The organism is Paenibacillus sp. RC84 (genome assembly GCF_041260495.1).
In the GTDB taxonomy this organism is placed as follows: domain Bacteria; phylum Bacillota; class Bacilli; order Paenibacillales; family NBRC-103111; genus Paenibacillus_F.
Genome location: NZ_JBGBYL010000016.1, coordinates 22,194 through 45,232 on the forward strand (window position 1 = coordinate 22,194; position 23,039 = coordinate 45,232).

The window sequence follows — 23,039 nt, forward strand, 5'->3', positions numbered from 1 at the left end:
CTAGTTTCGCCAAGTCTGCGAGATTCTAATCATAGGGGGAAAAATTAGAGGCTGGTCGCCCGGTCGATCGGGTGGCGGGACCTTTTCAAGAAAAAGCAGCGGGGCACCCGTTAGGATACTCCGCTGCACGGCTGCATTTGTCGAATTTCAGCATTCGGCCTCCTTTCTATTTATATACTGGCAGGTCACCGTTCTATCGTTATCGGGGCGCTCAGCTCACCACCTTCGGCCGCTCGATCCGGTTAACGCCTGGCCAGCGGAAAGTTGCCCATTCCGGCTGATGCTTCTCGACACGCGCCGCGACCACGGTCATGTCGTCGATAATCTCCCCGTGGTGGCAGCGCATAACACGATCAAGCAGTCTATCGGCAAAGTCCTGCGGAATGTCCGTATCGATTTCCTGAATCACCCGCTTCATCCAGATTTCTTTGTTGACCGCATGCCCGGGTGCGTCGTAAATGCCGTCAGTCATCATAATCAGCAGGTCGCCGTGCTGAAGGGATCGCGACAGCAGGTCCACTTCGATGTCCTGCAGAATGCCGACCGGCAGGTTGTTAGCCATCACCGGAATCACTTCGCTGCCTCTTTTAATGAAGCTCGGTGTGGACCCGATTTTCATAAAGGTCGTCTCTGCGCTGTACAAATCAATTAGAGCCATATCCACCGTCGCATACACTTCGTCGGAAGAACGCAGAAGCAGAACGGAGTTGACCGATTTGATCGCGATTTTCTCGTCCATGCCCGATTGAAGAAGCTGCTGCAAAATAGTAAGCGCAGCCGAGCTTTCCGCTCTGGCCCTCTCGCCGTTGCCCATTCCGTCGCTCAGCGCCACGACGAATTTGCCGTTGCCCAGCTCCGCTACGGAAAAGCTGTCCCCGGACAGCAGTTCTCCGCCTTTGGCTGCTCCCGCGATCCCCGTTTCCACTTCGAATTCTTTGGCGGAGCCGAACAATACCGTGCTGTAACCTTCACCCCTCGGGAGCATTTCCTCATTTTTCACCGCAATATGTTCTCCGAGAATTTCACTTAACAGAGGCGCTATGATTTTGCGGCACTCATCGAAGCCTTTTGTATATTGGTGGATGATCTCGATCTCCACGTTACCTTCGTCCAGCGAAATAACATCAATGCTGTGTATGGAAAGCCCGAGATCCTCCAGAGCCTGACGAATCTGCTCCTCCTGCAGAAAGAGTTCCTGGCCCTCCCGCTTGATCTCCTTAGCCAAATCCTCCATGACCTGGGACACACCGCTTAATTGATCCGCCACAATCTGACGGCTGTCCGAAATCTGCTTTTTCCAGTGCATATCATTCTGATACTTCGCATACTGGTTTTTCATAACATCCAGCACCTGATCCGGCTTCGTACAGGCCTGCTTCCAATCTATCGGAATCTGCTTCCGCGAGAAATTCGGATTCAGCTCGATTTCCGTCATCATGCTCGTCATAAATTGATACGTTTGATAGAAACGCTGGTCCCAACAGCGGACCCGCTTCGGGCACATCTGGCAGGTCTGGCAGGAAACGGCCTCCATGAAATGGCTGATCTCCTCTTCCTTAGGTACCGGCTGGCTCTCGACCGTAAGCTGTTTGAAACTCCGGGCCAACTGCATAAACACCTGTGAAAACTGCTCGACCCGGCCGGCCGTAATATCCCTGACGCGTTTGGCGTAATCCTGCTGGGATTTGAGGTTCTCCTGGGTACCCGGCACGTATTTGGCCAGCGTCTGGAGAACGCTCTTGGGTGTGAGCAGGAAAAGCGCTACCGCCGCAACGGATTCCCAGGTGGAGTTCATGACTTCCCCCTGCGTCCCGATATAAATGGAGAGGATCGACGAGCCGAGCAGCATGCCGAAGGCTACCGCCATCCGTCTGCCTTCCTTCAGCAGGCCCGCCAGCATGCCCGAAAAGGCCAGCAGACTCATCTGGTAAATCGCATTGGTATTGGCGAGACTTAAGATAAGACCCGTCACCACACCGACCGAGGCTCCGAACGGCGCTCCGCCCACCAGTGCGAATAACAGAATCAGGTAACGGGAGACAACGTGCTCGACCGTAACCGGTCCGAGCGTCCAGCCCACGGTGCCGGTCATCATGGACGCCAGCAGAATGATCAGACAAATGATCTCTTCATGCTTGAGCTGATAATTTTTGCGGGTCAGCGTGAAGACGGGCACCGCTTGTACAAAAATAAGCGTAAGCACCAGACTCAGCACCGATTCCACTCCCGTCATTGTCAAGGAGTACCAGGAGAGGTCCGAGCTGACCAAGTGAGCGAACATCTGCACGAGCAGCGTTGTGATGAAGACGAGCACCGGCGCCAGGGAGATATCCGAGCGCTCGTATTTCTCCAATCCTTTCTGGATGAGGAGAAACACGATCATCTCGGTCAGGATAAACCCGCTCTGAGGTTGTACGGCCAGTAAACTTCCGGCAAATAGAAACACGCCTGTCCATAGAAGCAAATCACGGCGCTGGAAATACATGACCGCAAAAAAAGCTATCGAAAACGGAGCAAGCTCCTCAAGGATCATGGCTCTCCCCAGCAGAAAGGCCATCAGCAGGAGCAGGATAGACCATTTCTTGGCTACAAACGATTGAATGAGTCTGTTTTCCGCCACTCTGCCCTGAGCTGCCGATTTCGTCCGCTGCACCGCGCCTGCCCATTGCAGACCGATGGAAAGTGCACCATTTCGTTTTTCCATGTTCAGACACCACCATTTCTCTTAGTGGTGTTTATTATAGGTGGGTTCTATCATAGATTTTGTCACAATGAGTTACTAGAGTTTAAGAAATTTCCGACAAAAAAAGGGGGCCTGTCAGGTCGGCGCGAATGCCTACCCCATGGGGGCTTGGCTTCTCCCTTCCGAACAGCCGTTCCGAAGCGGCGGGAGCTTGTCACCGGTAAATGGGATGCGTATGCGGTAAGGTTGTGTCGATTCCCCGAATAACCGCATGTTAATCGACGCAAAAAAACCACATCCGCCGAAACGGAATGTGGTTGTAAATTTGTGTAAATAGTAGAGCGAGGAACAATTAGTCGCGGCGTCCGCCACGTCCGCCACGCTTGGAGTCCTGCTTCTTCAGCGAAGAAATGCGCTCTTCACTGTCCTTGAGGAAACGGTTCATCTTGTCTTCGAAAGACAATTTGCCGGGTGCGTTACGGAAGCCGCCACCGCGTCCGCCGCGGTCTCCACGGTTACCGAATCCGCCACGATCTCCGGAACGAGGGGAGTCGAACTTGCCATTGCCTTGTCTTTCAGGGCGAGCAGGTTCAGCGGGCTTTTCAATCGTCTGCTTGATGGATAAGCCGATTTTCCCGTCCTTGTCCACGTTGATGACCTTGACCAGAACCTTGTCTTCCAGCTTGAGATGGTCGTTGACATCCTTCACGTAGTTGTCGGCAATCTCCGAGATATGCACCAATCCGGTGACACCTTGTTCAAGCTCGACAAATGCCCCAAAGTGAGTGATCCCGGTCACTCTTCCTTCTAATTTGCTGCCCACTTCTATTGCCATAAAATACAATGTTCCTCCCTTAAATTGTTCAAAAGAATGGCTATGCCGATTATACCCCATTGCTGAATAGACGGTCAACATGGAGAAAAGCCCAAATAATCCGATTTTACGGATTTTGTGATTTGGACGTCGGTATAAAAAAACGCGTTTCTCCTGCGCGGGCATAATTCAACTCGCTGCGGATGACTTGCTCCAAATACTCAGGGTCGTGCAAACGGGCAATCTCCTGCTGAAGGTCCGCTTTACGCTTCTGTTCATCGGTTAACTCCAGTTTGATCTGCTGCATTTCTGCACGCTTCTCGCTGATCTTGCCATGTTGTCCCCAGAATGTAACTCCCGCCCACGTCAGAAAACCGAGCAGAATGACGGCGGCAATACGGAATCTGCGGCGCGTGCCTTTGCTATTCGATTTAGGTTGCGTCTGCGTTGATTTGGGTGGAACAGGCATTAATCTCTGAGCCTCCTGATCGTGCAGGGCCATATACAGTTCGACCCATGCCCGGTTACTTACCCTTGCGGAACCACTTCTGAAACAGCTGCTTTAAAAAATTTAACCACCGCAGCACTCGGGCAGGTACCCGTAAATGCTTGTACAGGGGACGTGTCAGCCAAAGCAGCAGTTTCCACACAGGGTAAACCAATTGTACCACAACTCGGAACAGGAACATAGCCAGCGCCGCCAAAAAGCCCAGCAGCACCCAGGCCAGCTTGTATAACCCGATCGCAGGCTTGATAAAGAGCAGCGTAAACATTCGCCTGAAAAAGCGGAGGAGCCATTTAACGGCCCGGATCAGGCCCGCAATAACCTTACGGACGGTACGGCTCAGCGTCATCATGTAGACCAGCAGGCCGATAATTAACCCGACAAAGACGAAGAATCGGACTTGTCCCTGATTGCTGTGCACGAGCGTCCCGAACACGCAGACGGTCGCCGTAATCCAGTAAACCACATCCGCAAGCGGGAAAGTCCAGCGCGGCAGCCGCAGCTGCACGAACACCACCCGGAAGGCGTCGTAGAGCATCCCCAGCCCCATCCCGCTGACGAACATGAACCACAAGGTTAAAAACTGGACGTTCAGTGTCACTTGAACAGCTTACCCAGAAATCCCTTGTTTTTCTCCGGGGAATTTGCGTCCACATAAGACAAGGCGTTGACGTATCCTTCTATCGCCACCAGTCCCTGCTCCAGACTCAAATTCTTGATATGCAGATTCTGGCCCTTAATGAGCAGAAACCCGCAGTCCGTCTCCAGCAAAAATTCCTCACTGTCAAAGCTCTCCACATTCTTCACCCCGGAGATCTCGAGCAGCTTGCGGTTGAGCATTTTCACTTCCTGCCGTTTGGTCTTTCCGGCCTCCATCATGGCGAGTCCCCCCTACAGCTTTTCCTACCACTACGATATGGGAGGATGTCCGTTTTTAGAACACCCGGAAACACGTAAAAAAGAGGCCTAAGTCGGCATAAGCCGCCTTTCAGCCTCTTGGTTATCCGTTATTCGCTTCTTCCCGCAGAAGCGTGTACATATGAGCCGCATCCTCTTTACGAGTCGACTCCGTCAGCTGTTCCACGCGAACGGTCACTTTCTTCTGCCCGAATTGAATGGTAAGCTCGTCGCCTACTTTCAACGTCGAGCTCGGTTTCGCATCCCGCCCGTTGATCCAGACACGCCCCTGATCGGAGACGTCTTTGGCCACCGTACGGCGTTTGATCAGCCGGGATACTTTTAAAAACTTGTCGAGTCTCATTATTTTACGGCTTCTTTAAGCTTGTTGCCCGCTTTAAAAGCAGGAACATTCGATTCCGGAATAGAAATTTCTTGACCGGTTTGCGGGTTGCGGCCCGTGCGTCCGGAGCGTTTGCGGGTTTCGAATGTACCGAAGCCGATCAGCTGAACTTTATCTCCTGTGGACAGCGCGTCCGTAATTTCACCGAGGAAAGAGTTAAGGACGGTTTCCACGTCTTTCTTGGTGAGTCCGCTCTTTGTGGAAATGTTGTTGATCAGATCTGTTTTGTTCATGATTCGAATACCTCCTAAAGTGAATGACAATGTGTAGCTGGTTTTGAATCTCACAGGAAAGCCGCTTCCGAAACTAAGTATTCTTGCTCAGCTTGGGAAATCCTGCTGAAAAACCTACGTGGATTGAAGTTTTTTTGCTTCCTGCCACAATTCTTCCATCTCTGCCAAATCCGCCTCCGCCAGGGACTTGCCCCGGGCTTCCAGGAGCTCTTCGATGTACTGGAAACGGCGTACAAACTTGCGGTTAGTCGAAGCCAGCGCTTCTTCCGGATCGATTTTCAGGAAACGTGACAGATTGACGACGGCGAAAAGCAGATCCCCGAGTTCGTCCAGGCGCTCCGCCGCCGCACCGTTTTCCATTGCTTCCTGCACTTCACCGAGTTCCTCGGTGATTTTGCCGATCACTTCTCCGACCTCGGACCAGTCAAAACCGACGACGGCCGCTTTCTTCTGAAGCTTCAGAGCTTTCATCAGAGCCGGCAGATCCTTGGGCACTCCCGTCAAAGCAGACTGCTTCGAAGGGTCAATCCCTTTGCGGCGCTTCTCCTCGTCCTTCATCTGCTGCCAGTTGGCAAGAGCCTCTTCAGCATTTTCCGCTCCTTCCGTACCGAAAACGTGCGGATGACGGCGGATCAGCTTCTCGTTGAGACCCGCGATTACGTCATAGACGGTAAATGCGCCGGTCTCCTCTTCCATCTGGGAATGGAGCATCACCTGCAGCAGCAGGTCACCGAGCTCCTCGCACATGTGGTCGGGGTCGTCCTCATCGATCGTCTCCAGTACCTCGTACGCTTCTTCGATGAGATTTTTGCGGAGGCTGGCATGCGTCTGCTCGCGATCCCACGGGCAGCCTTCCGGGCTGCGGAGAATCGCCACAATTTCATGCAGCCGCTCCAATGTACGGTTGCGGAGTTCGTCGCGGTCGCTGCGCGGCACCCATACAAGAGAGAGGTTGCCGTAGCCCTCGATCCGGTCGAGCTCGTAAAGAGGAATCCGGACAACCGATTCTTCCCCCGCAACGCCAAGGGAGTGACCCGCAAAGACGGTGTAATCGTCCGGGTAAAGCTCCATCAGCGTAAGCTTCACATCCGACGCCGTAAATGTATCGTACACTTGTCCGATAACCGTATGCAAGCGGGGGTTCAGCATGCCGGGCCGCAGGTCCGTCGCATCCAGAAGCTGCATCCCTTCGATAGGATCGAAGCCGAACCGGAGAAACGCCTGGTCGAGGAAGCTTTCCCCGCCCACGATCTCCAGCGGAATGCCCGCGTCCGGACATTTCGCCCTCAGCAGCTGCACGGTGTATTCTGCCACCATAGGATGTCCGGGAACGGCATACACGACAGCCTCTGTACGGGCCGACTCCAGCAGCGAGGCCGCTATCGCTTCATACGTGTCGTCAAAGCGGTCCTTCGCTTCGTAAATCGCGTCAAAGGTCTCGTACCGGATCCCCTCCGCCCGGAGATAGGCGGCAACCGGGTGATGATCGGTGCGGAGAATCAGCTTCGGAGCCTGCTGCAAACGGCGCAGCACGCCGAGCGTGAGCTGGTTTTCGTCCCCGGAACCGAGTCCGAGAACCGTAATTCCTTGCGTCATAGTCCTTGCCTCCCACGCGTATTCCGGTTCCCGCTTAAGCGGAGCCGGTTGATTCGCAGCTATTTTACGCCGAAACGGCGCGGTCTATCACGGGGCCGCGGCTCGCTCCTAGAGCCGCTCCCCCTGCGGGAGCAGGCGCAGCTTCGTCAGCGCCGAAGCCAGCTTGCCGCCGCCGGGGAGCTGCTCAAGCTCCGCGCGGTTCACGGCGCCGAAGCGCAGCAGCGCGATCGCGTACACGGCCGCGCCGAGCACCACCCCGGCCAGCGCCAATACGCTGGCCTGTCCGCGCGAGCCGAGACCCGGCGCCACGGCGCCAAGCAGCGGCCCGCCCGTGAGCTGGAGCGCGCCCAGAGCGGCGCACATGAGCGCTGCGGCGGCAAACGGCGCCAGGGCCGAGGCGCGCCAGCGCTGCGGAGCGCCGGTCAGCCGCCGCACCTCGGCGAGGCCGAGGGCGGACGCGGCCGCGAACGCGAGCACCGCCGACACGGCTGCGCCGGCGATTCCCCAGCGCGGCACGAGCAGTAGGCTGCCGCCGATCTTGACGGCGGCTGCAGCGAGCAGGTGCAGCGCGGGAGCGTTCACGGCGCCGAGGCCCTGCAGCACTCCGGCAAGCACGATATTGAGCGTGCCGAACAGCGCCGTGAGCGCGAGCAGAGCCATCGTGCCGGACGCTTCTCCGCTCTGATAGAGCATCACGTTCACCGGCACGGTGAGAGAGGCGAGGCCGGCGGCCGCCGCCAGGCCGAGCAGGCCCGTCATCCGCACGGTCCGCTCCGTGCGGATTTGCAGCTGCGCCGGGTCCGCCGCCTTAGCAGCGGCGATTGCCGGCACCAGCACGGCCGTCAGCGAGGACGCGACCATCGTCACGGCCTGAACCAAGGGCAGGCCGTGGTTGTACAGGCCGAACTGGCGCATCGCCTCAGCCGGATCCGCTCCTCCGCCGAGCAGCAGGCGGGGAATGGTGAAGGCGTCGATGAGATTGAGAATCGGCGTCATGATCGAGCCGAGGCAGATCGGCAGAGCGTAAGCACCGATAGAGGCCATGAGCCGGCCAAGCGGTTCTTTGGTCCCGACAGGGCCGGTCGCCTCAGCTTGGGCTGCCTCTCCTATAGAGGCCGGTTTCTCATCAGCCGATCGTTCAAGCCTCTTGCCCGCGCTATGCGGGGCTTCAAAGGAGTCGGAATGATCCGCGGTTTCCACCAACGTTAATTCAGCCGGATTCCCAGCCCTTCTTTCCCGGCTTCTCTGCCAATAGAACAGAAGCAGAAGCAAGGCTCCCGCTGCCCCCGTTGCGGAACCGAATGTCGCTCCGGCGGCAATATCGCCGTCTCCCGCACCTTGTTCGGTCAGGTACAGCAGAAGAAGAACCATCGTAAGCACGCGCACCGTCTGCTCGGCTACCTGGGACACCGCGGTGGGGACCATGTTCTGATAGCCTTGAAAATAACCGCGCAGAACCGAGAGTACAGGAACCAGCAGAAGCGCGTACGAAATGCTGCGGATGGCCGGCGCTGCAGCCGCTGTTCCTATCCAGCCCGCAAGCGCATCGGCTCCGAAATACAGCAAGAGAAAGCAAAGCACGCCGGTTCCTGTCAGGAGCAGAGCGGAAGCTGCCGCCACCCGCCTCGCCCCTGCATGATCGCGTGCGGCTGCCCGGTCCTGGACGAATTTTGCGACCGTGATCGGAAAACCCGCCGTCGCCAGAAAAAGAATCAGGAGGTACAGCGGATAGACGGCATTGTAAATGCCGAAAGCCCCGTCTCCGGCTATATTCTGCAGCGGAATTTTCTGGAGCGTTCCGAGCAGTTTGGAGAATACCGCCGCGGCGGCCAGTAACGCGGCGCCCTGAAGGAGCCGGGAGCTTCCGACTGTCACAGTCTGTTCCTGCGTTCCCTTTTCCGTGGACATGGACGTCTCTCCTGCGATAAAAGATTAAATGTGCCTATGTCTATCTACACTTCCATTTGCTTGGACAAGAAGGAAGCGGCCGTTTCGGCCATGATCCGCTCGGTTTTTCCCATGACCACATCATTTTCCTTGCTGACTAACAGAACGGCGCCGATGGCATCCCCGTTATGAATGATCGGTGCAATGACGAACGAGCCGTAAGCATCTGCCGCATCCTTAACCAGCTCGTAAATGCCGGCCGTTGCTTGCACGATAGTCTGTCTTCCGTTCATGGCGCTCTCCACTTGCTCGCCCACCGGTCTGCCGTCATATTCTTTACGTCCGCGGCCTGCCGCTGCGATGAAGGTCTCACGGTCCGATATAACCGCTTGATACCCGGTGCTCTCGTTTAACGACTCCGCGTATTCCAGCGCAAAATCTCCAAGTTCACCGACCGGAGAATATTTTTGCAAAATGACTTCGCCGTCGGGGTTCACGAATATTTCCATGGGATCGCCTTCCCGGATGCGCATGGTGCGCCGAATCTCCTTCGGAATGACAACCCGTCCTAAATCGTCTATGCGTCTAACTATACCTGTCGCTTTCATACTGCTTAAAGCCTCGCTTTCCTTCTGGGGGTTTACACTAGGATGTTTGAAAAAATACGGATTAAAGAGGACTCTTCCCATTATATATAAATTTCCTCATAAAACAAAAAAAGCCCCCTTACCTCCGGAATTGGTTTCCAAGTAAGGGAAGCTTTCGGTTACTGCTCCATTTGTTTCGCCAAAAAACCGGCTGCAGTCTCCACCATTTTCGATTCCATGTTGCCCATCTTGACTTCTTCGTCCTTGCTCATCAGAATAACCGAACCGATCGGATCTCCGCCCGCAACAATCGGAGCGATGACGAAAGAGCTGTAAGTTTCGGGATTGTCTTTGGAGATTTCGTATGTACCCGAACCGCTCTCGATCGTCGGTTTACGGTTTTCCATGGTGGTCTCCACGATCTGCCCGATCTGCTTGTCCATATACTCTTTCTTCGAACCGCCCGCTACCGCGATAACCGTATCCCGGTCCGTAATCAGTGTGATATGATTGGTGCTCTCATAGAGAGACTCGGCATATTCTTTGGCAAAATCCCCTAATTCGCCGATCGGGGAATACTTCTTCAAGATAACTTCACCGTCGCGATCGACGAATATCTCGAGCGGGTCGCCTTCCCGGATGCGCAGTGTGCGCCGTATTTCCTTAGGAATGACGACCCTGCCCAGGTCATCAATGCGACGAACGATTCCAGTTGCTTTCATGACTCTTGTTGCCCCACTTTCACTTGAAGTTTTGGATACGACTGGACGCCGATCTGCGTGTATTTAAAAGAGAAGGGTGTAGCGATTCGATTCTGACCATAGTATTCATCCGCCCCCATATTCTTATACATTTCCCTCTTTCCATCCACGTAAAATAAAAAGCCATCCCGTCCGGATGGACGAGATGGCTTTCGTGACATCAATGATCTGCCGCCAGGCTTCGCAGATCCGCTTACTTCGCCGCCGGCGAAGGGCTTGCGGCCGGAGGCGTCGCTCCAGGCACGTCGGTCGGCGCCGCGGTAGGCGTCGTCTGTGGAGACGGGCTGCCTGTCGGAGCCGGCGTGCCGCTCGGTTCCGTGCTGGCGCCAGGTGCCGGGCTCGGATTGGCCGATGGAGCCGGAGTCGGAGTCGGCTTAGGAAGCTTGTTCGTTTCGATCAAGCCGGGAAGCTCCTTCGTTACGAACTCCTGCATCTTCACTTGCGCCAGGTTGGAGGCCAGCTCTTTCTTGGCGTCTTCTACGGTTTCGGTTTTACGGGATTCCACTTTCATGACGTGGTAGCCGTAATCGGTCTCAACGGGATCGCTGATCGTATTCAAAGGCAGCTCGAGGGCCGCTTTTTTGAATCCGGCTACCCACTGGCTGACTTTGGCGTTTTCATACTTGCCGCCTTTATCTTTCGAACCCGGGTCATCCGAGTATTCTTTGGCAAGAGCGTCGAAGTCTCCGCCGTTTTTCAGCTTCTGCTGCACTTCTTTTGCACGCTTCAAAGCTTCTTCTTTCGTACGGAGCTCTTTATTCGTAGCCGGATCGTTAAGACCGATGAGAATATGACGGACAGTCGCTACATCGTAGGCGTTCGGGTCCGCTTTTTTGGCCTTCTCGTATTCCGCTTTGATTTCGTCGTCGGTGACCTGCTTCTCCAAGTGGCTCGTGGAATACACGCTGAGTCTCAAGAGGTCCTCAATGTCCTTCTCTTCCAGTTTCGCGTCTTTCAGCTTCTTCTCCAGGCCGCCTTCTTGCGCGCCCACGAAAGTTTTCAGCTGCGTAACCTGCTCGGTTACCTGCTTGTCCGCTTCTTTCTTCACGTCATCGCTCGCACGTCCGGAAAGAACCTTCAGCATGATATACTGCTCCAGCATGCTTTGCTGGTAAGCCGGGTCGGTTTCGAACTGCGCGTATTCCGGATACAGGAGACGGTTGAAGGAAAGCAGTTTGTCAAACTCTCCGCGGGTCACTTTACCCCCGTCTTTGTAAGTGGCGATAACCTCTTCCGGCGTGCCGGCTTTTCCTTCGTCCTTCTTGCCGCATCCGCTGGCCACGGCCAAAACAAGGACTAATACGGCAAGCAGCAGCCACTTGCTTTTGGCCCAACCTGATTTATTGTGTTGCATTCTGCAATTCTCCCTTCGTTTTCAAGGCTTCCCTGTATTGTAACAGAAAACGCTCCACCAATGCGATTGTGTCCTCGGGGGACAGCCCTTTGCCGCGGATATGAACATGAATCTGAGGCCCGGCAATCAGCTTGACGCGTCCGTCGAAGCCGTTCGAAATCGTAAACAGCTTCTGACCGTCCAGCCTTTCCGTCTCGTCCGGAGAAATCTTGATCTGATAGTCGTCGCCCTTCTGGGAGATGGATTCGATTTTATATTCGGCTCCATACACCTTCAATCTGGCTACGGCCAAAAGATTGGAAACGGCAGGCGGCAAATCGCCGAACCGGTCCACCAATTCCTCATCCAAATCTTCCGCTTCCGCGAAGGAGCGGATATTCGCCACTTTCTTGTAAATCTCGATCTTCTGCATACTGTCGTAAATGTAATCCGACGGCAGGTAAGCATCCAGGTGAAGGTCAAGCTGCGTGATCCATTCCTTCTCGGGCTCCGCCTGCTCTCCGTCCAGCTCCAGCTTGCGCTTGGCGATTTCTTCGCTCAGCATCTGAGAGTACAGGTCGAATCCGACGGAAGCGATAAACCCGTGCTGCTCGGCTCCGAGCAGATTGCCCGCTCCGCGAATGGACAAGTCCCTCATGGCAATTTTAAATCCGGACCCAAGTTCTGTAAATTCTTTAATTGCCTGGAGACGTTTCTCCGCCACTTCGTTCAGCACTTTGTCGCGCTGATACGTAAAGTACGCGTAGGCGATCCGGTTGGAACGGCCGACCCGGCCCCGCAGCTGGTACAGCTGGGATAAGCCCATCTTGTCGGCGTCATGCACGATCAGCGTATTCACGTTCGGGATATCGACGCCGGTCTCGATGATGCTCGTGCTTACGAGCACGTCGAACTCGCCGTCCAGGAAGTCGAGAATCGTTTTCTCGAGTTCCTGCTCCGACATTTGCCCGTGCGCAACGGTCACGCGGGCTTCCGGCACGAGCATGGAGATCTGCTCGGCCATCTGGTTGATCCCCTGGACGCGGTTGAACAGGAAATACACCTGTCCTTCACGCGCCAGCTCGCGTTCGATCGCTTCCCGTACGAGCGTTGTGCTGTATTCCAGCACGTAAGTCTGTACGGGGAAGCGGTTCTCCGGCGGCGTCTCGATGACGGACAGGTCGCGAACCCCCAGCATCGACATGTGGAGTGTGCGCGGGATTGGCGTGGCGGTCAGAGTCAGCACGTCGACATTCGTTTTCAGCCGCTTCAGTTTCTCTTTGTGCGAGACGCCGAAACGCTGCTCCTCATCGACGATGAGCAGCCCCAGGTCTTTGAACTTCAGATCCTGGGACAGCAGGCGGTGCGTTCCGATTACGATGTCGACGGTACCGGCTTTGACACCCTTGGTCGTTTCATTCTGCTCTTTCTTCGAACGGAACCGGCTCAGCACCTGGATGTTGAACGGGTATCCCGAGAAGCGCTCGCGGAACGTCTCGTAATGCTGCTGCGCCAAAATCGTCGTCGGCACCAGGACAGCGACCTGTTTGCCGTCGATAGCCGCTTTGAAAGCGGCACGGATAGCCACTTCCGTCTTGCCGTAACCGACGTCTCCGCAAAGAAGCCGGTCCATCGGACGCGGTTTTTCCATATCCTTCTTAATTTCCCCAATTGCCCGGAGTTGATCCGTCGTTTCGTCATACGGAAACATGCTCTCGAATTCCTGCTGGTAGGCGGAATCGGAGCTGAAGCCATATCCCGTTGTCGCTTGACGGTCCGCGTAAAGCTTGATGAGATCGTCGGCGATGTCCTTGACGGAGGTCCGCACTTTGTTCTTGACGCGGTTCCAGTCGGCCCCGCCCAGCTTGTATATCTTCGGCTCTTTCTCTTCCGAACCGACATATTTCTGAATGAGATCGATCTGGTCGATCGGGACGGACAGCTTGTCGCCGCCCGCATAGACAATATGCAAATAATCTTTATGAATGCCCCCGACTTCAAGAGTGCCGATTCCGACATACTTCCCGATCCCGTGATTAACGTGAACGACGTAGTCTCCGACTTTAAGCTCCTGGTAGCTTTTGATTCTCTCGGCATTCTCGATTTTCTTGTCTACTTTGCGCGCTTTCCGCTGCTTCTGTGTAAACATCTCACCTTCCGTAATCACGACGAGATGAATGGACGGCAGCTCGAAGCCGGTCTGCAGGTTTCCGTTCATAATCTCGGGTTCATCGATTTGATAGTCCCCGAGCACACGGCGGACGCGGTCCATCCGCTCTTCACCGTTGGCTAAGATGATAACGCGGCTGCCCGTCTTTTTCCAGCGTTCCATTTCCGCTTTCAGAAGGTTCATCTGCCCATGGAAATTCTGCATGACCCGGGACATGAAATTGACAATGTTCTGCGGCTGGGTCTGCGGAACCTGGCGCAGGAAGAGCGACATATAAAGCGTCGGATAAGTGCGGCGCTGCATAAGGGTCTCCAACTGCTTCGAAAGCGTGAGGGCCGGGAGGGCCTTCCCGTCCTGAAGGGAACTCGTCACCCACTCCGCCTCTTCCCGCTCCAGCTGCTTGGAGGTTTCCACGAGCCGGGCCGGCTCGTCAACGAGCAGCACCGTATCTTCCGGCATGTAATCGGATAGAGTCTGCCGCTCCGGATAGAGCAGCGAGACATACTTGAACAGCCCCTGGAAGGTGTTCCCCTCTCGGAGCAGTTCAATATCATGTCCGATTCCTTCCAGCAGCCTGTCCTTGGCCTGACGGTCCGTCATTTTGGCAAGCTGGGTCTGAAGAAGTTCGTAAGCATGCTGAGCAGCGCTCTGAAAACGCTTTCTATTTAAGAGCACTTCCCGGCACGGCTGGATTACGAACGAATCCAACTTTTCGATGGAGCGCTGGTCCGATACGTCGAACGTACGGATAGAATCCACATCCACATCGAATAACTCGATCCGGACGGCCGTGGAAGAAGTCAGCGGAAATAAATCCACGATGCCTCCCCGGACGCTCATTTCCCCCTTCGCTTCCACCCGCTCCACACGCTCGTAACCCAGCTCGGTCAGACGGGTCAGAAATTCCTCCAGGTCAATCGTATCCCCCAAACGTACGGTGAGCTGGGCTTCCTTGAACGTTTCCTTCGTCGGAAGCAACCGGCGGAATCCGGCATACGGCACAATGACCGCTCCCCGGTATCCGCCGGCCAGTTTGGTCAGCACATCGATCCGCTGCGCCAGCATTTCAGGACTGGCAATAGCCGCTTCGGCGGCAAGCAGCTCTTGTGCGGGATATAAGAGAACCCCGTCTTCCGGAAGACATTCGCTTAAATCCTCGAAGATCTTCTGGGCGGAGAACATATTATGCGTAACGATGAGAAGCGGACGCTCGAGTTGCTGCATCAGTGCGGCAAGCATCACCTGACGAGAGGAGCCGGTTAATCCGGCGATCAACTGCTCTTTCATGCCGGAACGAATACCCGTAATCACACTTTGAAAATCGCGGTCCGTTGAAAAAGCCTGTATTAAAGCTTGCAAATCAAGTACACTCCTCTCACAAAAAGAAGCCTCGGCGCTTGCCTAGGCTGTCATGACACAATTTTTGCACATGTCCGGAGTACGGGATAAGCGCCCTAAGCAGCGCGCGGGCAGCGGCCGGAATCGGTCACTGCAGCGGGCTGCCGATCAGGTTAAGCTCCGGATTGGCGTCCAGTGCCTGCTTGCAGTAATCGCAAACCACCTTGACCGTAACGCCCCCGTCCATGTTATACGCTATTATATCGCTCCGTTCTTCGGGGGTCAAGAAATGGAAACCGAGCTGGTATTCGCTCACTTGATCCCGGCTGATTTCCCCGATAGACGATTGGCAATGACGGCAAATATATTTTACTGACATCAATGTATGCCTCCCTGCAGGTTTCGATTACTCCTTAGTATGGCCCTACTTTTAAAATCCTAGCCAACTCTGGAAGTAATTTGCCAGCCTATGTACGGCATACAATGTGTCTTGGAGCGGCCGATGTCCCCGGATCAGCATTCCGGAAGCCGGGCACACGAGAGAGAACCCCCGTTTGCCGCAACTCAGGATATTGCATGCAACCGGGACTCCGGACTAATTCCCGCTTCCGTTGAAAACCGCCATCGTTTTCTCGAAAGGCTCGCTCAGGCAGTGCTCCATCGCTTCGCACGTTTTGTCCAGAACGGCCGGCAGCGCCCCCGTCTCCGCTTTGCTGAAATTCGACAAGACATAGTCGACAATCGGATAGCCCGGATTCGGTCGATTGATCCCCATACGGATGCGGTTGAACGTGGACGTGCCCGTATGGGCTATGACGGATTTGATCCCGTTATGGCCGCCGGCGCTCCCCTGGTAACGCAGTCTGATATTCCCGAATGGCGTATCCATGTCATCGTACAAAATGACGAGATCCGACACGTCGACTTTATAAAAGTCCATGAAAGCCCGGATCGACTCCCCCGACAAATTCATATAGGTCATAGGTTTCAGCAAGTAGGCCTTTGTACCGTTCACACGCACCTCGGCCAGATGGCCTTTGCACTTATTCTGGAACGAAGAGACGCCCCATTTCTCGGCAAAACGGTCAATCGCCATGAATCCGATATTATGCCGTGTATGCTCGTACTGTTTCCCTGGATTGCCTAAACCGACAAAACATTTCACGTTTCATTCACTCCCAAAATTTTTTTACTTTTTTTAACTAGACACCGTAACGATTCCCTGCCGAAACTTGTCTATTATATACAGGCATTTTGCGCGGTTCCGGGCATAGGCCTGCGGTTTTTCGGCCGCTCGGCTCATTTGCCGGTCCCGGCCGCAAAGATAAAGTCATAAATTGGCGCAAATCAGCATGATTTACGCTTCAAAAAATATGGGTAGCAGGTGATGAATCTTATGTACGACAACGGCCAGCAGCTTTACCAGGACGATCATTTTCAAGATCATTTGGAAGCGGAGGTTCCTGTCCAAGTATACTATCTTAACGCCCACAAAGATATAGGCTTCGTCTATCTCTATTCTTCCCACTTCATCAAGATCAACAACACGTTTTACAACCGCGGCATGTTCACATTCGTATCGAGACCGGGTTATTAGGCGCAATTTGGCAAGCGCTTACATAGCTTATCAACTTATTCGCCCAGCGGTTAAGGATAACAAAGGCTGCTGCCGGATAACCGGCAGCAGCCTCTCTTTTTGCCCGAAGGCCGTATTATTCTTTCGACTCCGCAGTTTCTTCAGCCTCAGCTTCGGCTGCAGGCTCGTCCGCAGTCGTTTCTTCGACTTCCTTCTGCGGTTGAAGCACGGTAACCACAACGTCCTCAGCTTCCGTTTTCACTTCGACGTTCTCAGGCAGCTTCAAATCGGATACGAGGATATTCTCCCCGATGCCGAGATTGCTGATATCCACCTGCACGGAGTCCGGCAGATCATCAGGCAGACAGCGGACATCGAGCTGTGCCGTCTCCACTTGGAGAATGCCGCCTTCCTTCACACCTGCCGCTTCTCCCACGATCTCGACGGCAACCGTAGCCTTAACCGGCTCGTTCATGTTGATCTGATGGAAATCAATGTGGATGACATCCTGGCTCAGGCTGTCTCTCTGAACTCCGCTGATAAGTACGGGGCGTTTGCCCACGCCTTCGATATTAAGATCAATCACCGCATTCGGGTGGCTTCTCAGCAGCGGCACGAGTTCCTTCCGCTCCAGAACAACCGTCAGGCTGTCCGTGGTTTTCCCGTAAACTACGCCAGGCACCTTGCCTTGTCTGCGCAGCTGCTTGGCCTCCGACTTGGTGGCATTGGTTCTGGTATTTCCTTTAAGAGCTACTCCCATACAAAAAGAACCTCCCTTTTAGATGGCTAAAGATAAATTACCCATCCGGGGGAGGTTTAAATCAATTATTATAAAAAATTTTACGAGTGCTTGTTTTCTTTCTTCGCTTTCATCTTGCTGCGAATGCGATCGGCATAGCCTTTTTTATTCGTCTGGCGCTCGCGGGCGATCGCCAGATCGTTGTCTTCCACGTTGTGCGTAATCGTCGAGCCCGCCACCACATAGGCTCCGTCGCCGACTTTAACAGGGGCGATCAGGTTTACGTTGCTTCCGATAAAGGCATCGTCGCCGACTTCCGTCAGACTCTTGTTGAAGCCGTCGTAATTGACCGTGATGGCACCGCAGCCGAAGTTGACGTTCTTACCGATAACGGCGTCTCCCACGTAACTGAGGTGCGACACTTTCGATCCCTCGCCGAGCTTGGCGTTTTTGATTTCCACAAAATCGCCGATTTTGACATGCTCGCCGAGATCCGTTCCCGGACGCAGGTAAGCGAACGGCCCCACATTCGCGTGGCTGCCGACTTTGGCTTCCTGAAGCACCGATTGCTTGACGGTTACTTCGTCGCCGAGCGTACTGTCGCAAATCTCGGTGTTCGGTCCGATCACACATTCCGATCCGATGACCGTTTTGCCCCGCAGAGTAGTCCCCGGATACAGGATGGTATCCGGCCCGATCACGACGTCTTTCTCAATATACGTTTGAGACGGGTCGATGAACGTTACCCCGCCCACCATGTGGCTGCGGTTGATACGCCGACGCATCAGCGTCTCCGCTTCCGAGAGGGCGATCCGGTCGTTAACGCCAATGGCCTCCGCCTCGTCCGGCGTGCAGTATGCTTCGACGATCTCGCCGGCATTTTTCAGAATCCCGACGACGTCCGTCAAGTAATACTCGCCCTGGGCGTTCTCGTTCTTCACGTTCTCCAGCGCTTCGAACAGCTTGCGGTTATCGAAGCAGTAGGTGCCCGTGTTGATCTCGCGCACAGCCGCTTCTTCCGGAGTGCAGTCCTTCTGCTCGACGATCCGGTCCACCCGGCCGCCTTCGCCGCGGATAATGCGTCCGTAGCCCGCGGGATCCGTCATTTCCGCCGTCAGAATAGTGCCCGCCGCGCCTTTTTCCTGATGCAGGCGGAGCATTTTCTCCAGCGTCTCCGGACGGACCAGCGGCGTATCTCCGCATACGACGAAGGTAACGCCGTCTTCCGCTCCGATAACATCTTTCGCCTGGAGAACGGCATGTCCCGTTCCGAGCTGCTGCTCCTGAAGAGCGTATTCCGCCCGGTCTCCCAAATAGCCTTTAACGGCTTCGGCCCCGTGGCCTACAATTACGATCGTTTTCTCCGTTTGTATATGTTCAAGTGTATCCAGCACGTGTCCCACCATCGGTTTTCCGCAGACGGAATGCAGCACTTTGTACAGCTTGGATTTCATTCGTTTTCCTTGTCCCGCGGCCAGTACAATCGCCATCAGCTTCAACTTCAATCCACTCCTTCTTCTCCTCTGGGTTTCATCCATGACTATATCTTATCTGCCGGAAAAAGAAAAGAGAGCCCTGCAGGAACAGGACTCCTTCTGCCAAAACCGGCGTTGATTATGCGCCTTCTTCAATAACTTCCTCTTCCGCAGCCGCACGGTCGTACTCAGACAAGACCGCCGCTTGAATCTTCTCGCGGGTTGTGGATGAAATCGGATGGGCAATATCACGGAACTCCCCGTCCGGAGTCCGTTTGCTAGGCATTGCAACAAACATTCCATTATTACCGTCAATAACACGAATATCGTGTACGACGAATTCGTTATCGATGGTAATGGAAGCAATCGCCTTCATTCTTCCTTCGGAATTCACCCGGCGAAGTCTGACATCTGTAATTTGCACTGTGTTCACCACCTTTTTCCATTCGCAGGACTTGGTGTATACTTCCACATTTTCGTGCAAATTCCTTCTGGATAAAGAGGAAAAATTTAGATTTTCCTTAAATTAAATGTGCTCTTAAACGTTTTCGACAGCTATCGCCGCAATCAGTTCGATTTCGACAAGCACATCTTTCGGAAGCCTTGCCACTTCTACGGTAGAACGCGCCGGCTTATGTTCGCCGAAGTAGGAAGCGTACACTTCGTTAATGGCTCCGAACTGGTTCATATCCTTGATGAAGACGGTCGCTTTGACCACGTTCTGAAGAGTCGCTCCCGCTTCTTTGAGTACCGCCTGAAGGTTCCGGAACACCTGATGCGTCTGCTCCATAACGCCGCCCTCTATGAGCTGTCCCTCGGCATTTAATGGAATTTGTCCCGATGTAAAAACGAGGTTGCCCACCTGTACCGCCTGGGAATACGGCCCGATGGCAGCAGGTGCTTCATTCGTTGAAAGGATACGCATAACTTAGATCTCTCCTTTATTCGGAATCGAAATAATTTCCAGGAACAACGGTTACCTGTTTGGTTTTGGAATCGACGCCGGTCAGCTTGGCGAGGGAGATATAATCTTTCACAAGCTCCTCCTCGACCTCGTTCGATTCGATAAACACGCCTACACCGCCAACGGTTGCTTTGAATTCGCCCAGCAAGTCCACCATTCCTTGAATCGTGCCGCCCGCCCTTTTGAAGTCGTCAATGATCAGAACCCGCGCTCCTTCCTGGAGCGTGCGTCTGGCCAGCGACATCGTTTGTATGCGTTTGCTGGAACCCGAAACATAATTGATGCTTACGGCCGACCCTTCCGTAGCGTTGCTGTCGCGTCGCACCGTCACGACCGGCAGATTCATAAAGGAAGCCGTTGCGTATGCAAGCGGGATGCCTTTGGTTTCCACCGTCATCACGACGTCCAGCTCTCTGCCCGCGAATGCGGTAGCGAACGTTTTGCCGATTTCGTTCAATACTTGCGGCCGCCCCATAATATCGGCCATATACAAAAATCCGCCCGGCAGCACGCGTTCCGGCTGCTCAAGCTGATTGCACAAATCCTGCACGAACGAAAGCGACGCTTCCTTAGCGACCTTCGGAATAAATTTCACGCCTCCGGCAGCGCCGGCGAGGGTATGGAGTTCTCCGAGTCCTTCGTCCTCGAATACCTCTTTTATAATCGCCAGATCCTCACTGATCGAAGATTTGGCCGAACTGTAACGTTCCGCGAATGTAGTCAGCGGTATGAGCGTATGCGGCCGAAACAACAAATACTGCGTCATCTCAACCAACCGAGCGCTTCGCTTCAATTTTTTCATGACGCACCCCTAATAAAAACCGAATATTATAAAGAGAATATACCATTTTTGTCCGTCTTTGTACAACCTATACAAGGAAACGTCACATTCGGGACAAGGCCGCCCCCCGCCAAGACAGAAAAAAAGCTCCACACCGGGAGCTATCGCACGGATCTCGAATGCTCGGTGCCTATGGGAGCATCCGGACCGCGTATACGTCCTTGCAGAACCCTCTTAGCCCGTTATAGATCCGGGCAACCTTGGCTTCCTTCGATACGAGTCCGAATACGGTCGGACCGCTGCCCGACATAAGGACACCGTCGGCTCCAAGCCTCTCCATCACTTCTTTCATCTGCCGGACTTGAGGATACAGTTGGAGCGTCACCTCTTCGAGCACGTTGCCGAGACTTCCGCACAGCTCGTCGAACCGTTTATGCCGGATGGCTTCCAAAACCCGTTTGGTATCCGGGTGATGGTTGATTCCCGCAGCATTCAGCTTGCCGTACACCTCGGAGGTGGACACGTTGATGGGCGGCTTGGCGAGAATGACCCAGCATTGCAGAGGGTTGTCCACCGGGTGAAGAATCTCTCCGCGGCCGGTGGCGAGCGCAGTTCCTCCCGTTACGCAGAAAGGAACGTCCGAGCCCAGCTCGCCGGCAAGCTTCTGCAGCTCTTCCGTGGGGATGCCGAGTCCCCACAGCCGGTTCAAGCCGCGCAGCGTAGCCGCGGCGTCACTGCTTCCTCCGGCGAGCCCTGCGGCCACCGGAATCTTTTTATCCAAATGTATATAGACGCCCTTGCGGACGTCGTACCGATCTTTTATGAGCCTCGCGGCCTGGAAGGCGAGGTTCTTCTCATCAAGCGGAATGTAGCCGGCCTGACTTGAAATGATGATCGTATCCCGGGGGAGCTCCTGCATTTCAATCCGGTCGGCCAGGTCGACCATCGTCATAACCATTTCCACTTCGTGGTAGCCGTCTTCCCGTTTCCGTAACACGTCCAGGGACAGGTTGATTTTGGCCGAAGCTCTTTCGTATATTTTCACAACGGTCACCTTCTTTTGGGCGCTTTGCCGATAATAGCTTCACATATTATAGCAAATGCCTCTAAGAAAAGCTAAAGCTTCCGCACGGTTCAAATACAAGCGGGGCGGGCATTTTCCATTTGTTCACTTATTTATTAACAATTGTATTTAACGGTGATTATCCGGTACTATCTTAGCTTCCATAAGAGGATGAACCTGCAAATTCCTCATCCGCCCGTTTTCTTCGGTTAGGAAATTCCAGGCAAACTCGATAACACCATTCCGATGAATGTGCCGCATCTTTTAAGCTAACCTTGTCGGATGAAATTCAGCCTCGGTGCCCTTCCGCGTTAATGAGCAGCAGCTTCCCCCGCTTACGGACGGCGTTTTAGGTTCTGCTCGGCGATCTGCAGAGCTCTTTTCACCATATTTCCCGCATCCTTGCTCCGTATCCCTCCCCAGCCTTCACGCTCGACAGTCTCATAGAAACCAAGGTCTTTAGCTAGTTCGTACTTAAAATCCTCCGACATGACGCCTCTTCTTCTTCTGCTCATCTTAGTTCCTCCTTTGGAGTGCGATTGCGGTAGGTTTCCCCCAGTAGTATGCGTCGAGAACGGAATGTCATTCACTCGCACCGGGACAGGACAGGAACGTATCACTTGTACCCATGCAATCTTTGCACACAAACGCCCTCGAAAAGCAAAAAACGGCAGCTCCCAAAGGAGTGCCGCTGTTCTTAATGCTGTATATACGTGATGCGGAGTTCTTCTGCTGCGTCATCGTCACAAACCGTAACTTCAACGGATTCGGTCAAAATATCCGCGTAGCTGTACGAGACCCGCTTAAATGATTGTTGTTCTTGGTCTAGCTTTACGATAAAAACAGAAGGGTAGGTTTCTTCCAAAACACCGAAACGCTCAATGGTTTTCCGACGGCCGCCATTTGCTTTCAACATGATTTTCTGTCCAACATGAGGCTCAAGACTGCGTTTGATTTCCAACAGCGCATTTTTAGCCATTGTGATCTACCACCTCTTTCTCTGTTTATTATACCTCAAAACAGTGCGTTTGTCAAACAAGCCAAATATTATATCAGCCAGACAAATACGTTGTCAACGGTATAAAATCCTATTTTTAATTCTTTTCACAGGCTTAGCTTTTGTCAAAACCTGCAGAATTATGCACTGCTGCCTTTTCCTAAGATCCGCCGATTCCATAAAGGCCATTTCTCCGCCCTTAAACCGCAACGTATAAAAAAGCGTACAGCCCCTTGT

24 protein-coding genes are annotated in these 23,039 nt (G+C 54.0%); 1 reads left to right on the forward strand and 23 read right to left on the reverse strand.

What is annotated here, in order from left to right; all coding sequences use genetic code 11:
- Window positions 1-211: 211 nt before the first annotated feature.
- The 15 genes from spoIIE to pth all read right to left on the reverse strand — a co-directional run bounded on the left by spoIIE (window position 212) and on the right by pth (window position 16,372).
- Window positions 212-2,704 (reverse strand): stage II sporulation protein E, encoded by a 2,493-nt coding sequence (spoIIE, locus tag ABH899_RS27170; RefSeq protein WP_218231775.1) that lies wholly within the window; start codon window positions 2,702-2,704, stop codon window positions 212-214.
- Between the two features lie 331 nt (window positions 2,705-3,035).
- Window positions 3,036-3,518 (reverse strand): S1 domain-containing RNA-binding protein, encoded by a 483-nt coding sequence (locus ABH899_RS27175; protein ID WP_016424266.1) that lies wholly within the window; start codon window positions 3,516-3,518, stop codon window positions 3,036-3,038.
- Between the two features lie 106 nt (window positions 3,519-3,624).
- Window positions 3,625-3,966, reverse strand: a complete 342-nt coding sequence (locus tag ABH899_RS27180; RefSeq protein WP_370001942.1) for an FtsB family cell division protein — start codon at window positions 3,964-3,966, stop codon at window positions 3,625-3,627.
- Window positions 3,967-4,021: 55 nt separating this feature from the next.
- Window positions 4,022-4,603: a spore cortex biosynthesis protein YabQ gene (gene yabQ / locus ABH899_RS27185; RefSeq protein ID WP_370001943.1), complete on the reverse strand. Its 582-nt coding sequence runs from the start codon at window positions 4,601-4,603 to the stop codon at window positions 4,022-4,024.
- Window positions 4,600-4,881, reverse strand: a complete 282-nt coding sequence (yabP, locus tag ABH899_RS27190; RefSeq protein ID WP_009671862.1) for a sporulation protein YabP — start codon at window positions 4,879-4,881, stop codon at window positions 4,600-4,602. The genes yabQ and yabP overlap by 4 nt, the downstream gene beginning before the upstream one ends.
- A gap of 121 nt (window positions 4,882-5,002) precedes the next feature.
- Window positions 5,003-5,263 carry an RNA-binding S4 domain-containing protein gene (locus tag ABH899_RS27195; RefSeq protein ID WP_009671920.1) on the reverse strand — a complete coding sequence of 87 codons (261 nt, stop codon included), beginning with the start codon at window positions 5,261-5,263 and terminating at the stop codon, window positions 5,003-5,005.
- Window positions 5,263-5,535 carry an HU family DNA-binding protein gene (locus tag ABH899_RS27200; protein ID WP_009671911.1) on the reverse strand — a complete coding sequence of 91 codons (273 nt, stop codon included), beginning with the start codon at window positions 5,533-5,535 and terminating at the stop codon, window positions 5,263-5,265. The genes ABH899_RS27195 and ABH899_RS27200 overlap by 1 nt, the downstream gene beginning before the upstream one ends.
- 114 nt (window positions 5,536-5,649) lie before the next feature.
- Complete coding sequence (gene yabN / locus ABH899_RS27205) at window positions 5,650-7,131, reverse strand: bifunctional methyltransferase/pyrophosphohydrolase YabN (protein WP_370001947.1); 1,482 nt, start codon at window positions 7,129-7,131, stop codon at window positions 5,650-5,652.
- A 108-nt stretch (window positions 7,132-7,239) separates the two neighbouring features.
- Window positions 7,240-9,039: an oligosaccharide flippase family protein gene (locus ABH899_RS27210; protein WP_370001948.1), complete on the reverse strand. Its 1,800-nt coding sequence runs from the start codon at window positions 9,037-9,039 to the stop codon at window positions 7,240-7,242.
- 44 nt (window positions 9,040-9,083) lie between these two features.
- Window positions 9,084-9,626 (reverse strand): stage V sporulation protein T, encoded by a 543-nt coding sequence (spoVT, locus tag ABH899_RS27215; RefSeq protein ID WP_370001950.1) that lies wholly within the window; start codon window positions 9,624-9,626, stop codon window positions 9,084-9,086.
- A gap of 158 nt (window positions 9,627-9,784) precedes the next feature.
- On the reverse strand, window positions 9,785-10,327 hold the full coding sequence (gene spoVT, locus ABH899_RS27220) for a stage V sporulation protein T (RefSeq protein WP_009671922.1): 543 nt from the start codon (window positions 10,325-10,327) through the stop codon (window positions 9,785-9,787).
- Window positions 10,328-10,559: 232 nt separating this feature from the next.
- Window positions 10,560-11,720, reverse strand: coding sequence for a peptidylprolyl isomerase (locus ABH899_RS27225; RefSeq protein ID WP_009671918.1), 1,161 nt, complete (start codon window positions 11,718-11,720; stop codon window positions 10,560-10,562).
- Window positions 11,707-15,228, reverse strand: coding sequence for a transcription-repair coupling factor (gene mfd / locus ABH899_RS27230; RefSeq protein ID WP_042235299.1), 3,522 nt, complete (start codon window positions 15,226-15,228; stop codon window positions 11,707-11,709). Before mfd ends, ABH899_RS27225 begins: the two co-directional genes overlap by 14 nt.
- A 127-nt stretch (window positions 15,229-15,355) precedes the next feature.
- A complete protein-coding gene (fin, locus tag ABH899_RS27235) occupies window positions 15,356-15,586 on the reverse strand; it encodes an anti-sigma-F factor Fin (protein ID WP_009671878.1) in 231 nt (76 codons plus the stop codon).
- A gap of 216 nt (window positions 15,587-15,802) precedes the next feature.
- Window positions 15,803-16,372, reverse strand: coding sequence for an aminoacyl-tRNA hydrolase (gene pth / locus ABH899_RS27240; protein ID WP_009671867.1), 570 nt, complete (start codon window positions 16,370-16,372; stop codon window positions 15,803-15,805).
- 231 nt (window positions 16,373-16,603) lie between these two features.
- Here pth and ABH899_RS27245 point away from each other — a divergent pair, with 231 nt between their 5' ends.
- Entirely contained in the window at window positions 16,604-16,804 is a 201-nt protein-coding gene (locus tag ABH899_RS27245; protein WP_009671908.1) for a hypothetical protein, read from the forward strand.
- A 115-nt stretch (window positions 16,805-16,919) separates the two neighbouring features.
- On the opposite strand, the gene ABH899_RS27250 is transcribed toward ABH899_RS27245, so the two are convergent.
- The 8 genes from ABH899_RS27250 to veg all read right to left on the reverse strand — a co-directional run bounded on the left by ABH899_RS27250 (window position 16,920) and on the right by veg (window position 22,784).
- A complete protein-coding gene (locus tag ABH899_RS27250; RefSeq protein WP_009671870.1) occupies window positions 16,920-17,543 on the reverse strand; it encodes a 50S ribosomal protein L25/general stress protein Ctc in 624 nt (207 codons plus the stop codon).
- Between the two features lie 80 nt (window positions 17,544-17,623).
- A complete protein-coding gene (glmU, locus tag ABH899_RS27255; RefSeq protein WP_370001977.1) occupies window positions 17,624-19,021 on the reverse strand; it encodes a bifunctional UDP-N-acetylglucosamine diphosphorylase/glucosamine-1-phosphate N-acetyltransferase GlmU in 1,398 nt (465 codons plus the stop codon).
- 115 nt (window positions 19,022-19,136) lie between these two features.
- Window positions 19,137-19,421 (reverse strand): septation regulator SpoVG, encoded by a 285-nt coding sequence (spoVG, locus tag ABH899_RS27260; protein ID WP_009671859.1) that lies wholly within the window; start codon window positions 19,419-19,421, stop codon window positions 19,137-19,139.
- Between the two features lie 114 nt (window positions 19,422-19,535).
- Complete coding sequence (locus ABH899_RS27265) at window positions 19,536-19,922, reverse strand: RidA family protein (RefSeq protein ID WP_370001954.1); 387 nt, start codon at window positions 19,920-19,922, stop codon at window positions 19,536-19,538.
- Window positions 19,923-19,938: 16 nt separating this feature from the next.
- Window positions 19,939-20,763, reverse strand: a complete 825-nt coding sequence (purR, locus tag ABH899_RS27270; RefSeq protein WP_009671872.1) for a pur operon repressor — start codon at window positions 20,761-20,763, stop codon at window positions 19,939-19,941.
- Window positions 20,764-20,932: 169 nt separating this feature from the next.
- Window positions 20,933-21,787, reverse strand: coding sequence for a 4-(cytidine 5'-diphospho)-2-C-methyl-D-erythritol kinase (gene ispE / locus ABH899_RS27275; RefSeq protein WP_370001957.1), 855 nt, complete (start codon window positions 21,785-21,787; stop codon window positions 20,933-20,935).
- Window positions 21,788-22,140: 353 nt separating this feature from the next.
- Window positions 22,141-22,320 carry a small, acid-soluble spore protein, alpha/beta type gene (locus tag ABH899_RS27280; protein ID WP_009671894.1) on the reverse strand — a complete coding sequence of 60 codons (180 nt, stop codon included), beginning with the start codon at window positions 22,318-22,320 and terminating at the stop codon, window positions 22,141-22,143.
- A gap of 182 nt (window positions 22,321-22,502) precedes the next feature.
- The gene (veg, locus tag ABH899_RS27285) at window positions 22,503-22,784 is read right to left on the reverse strand and encodes a biofilm formation stimulator Veg (protein WP_009671869.1); all 282 of its coding nucleotides are present in this window, start codon (window positions 22,782-22,784) and stop codon (window positions 22,503-22,505) included.
- Window positions 22,785-23,039 lie beyond the last annotated feature (255 nt).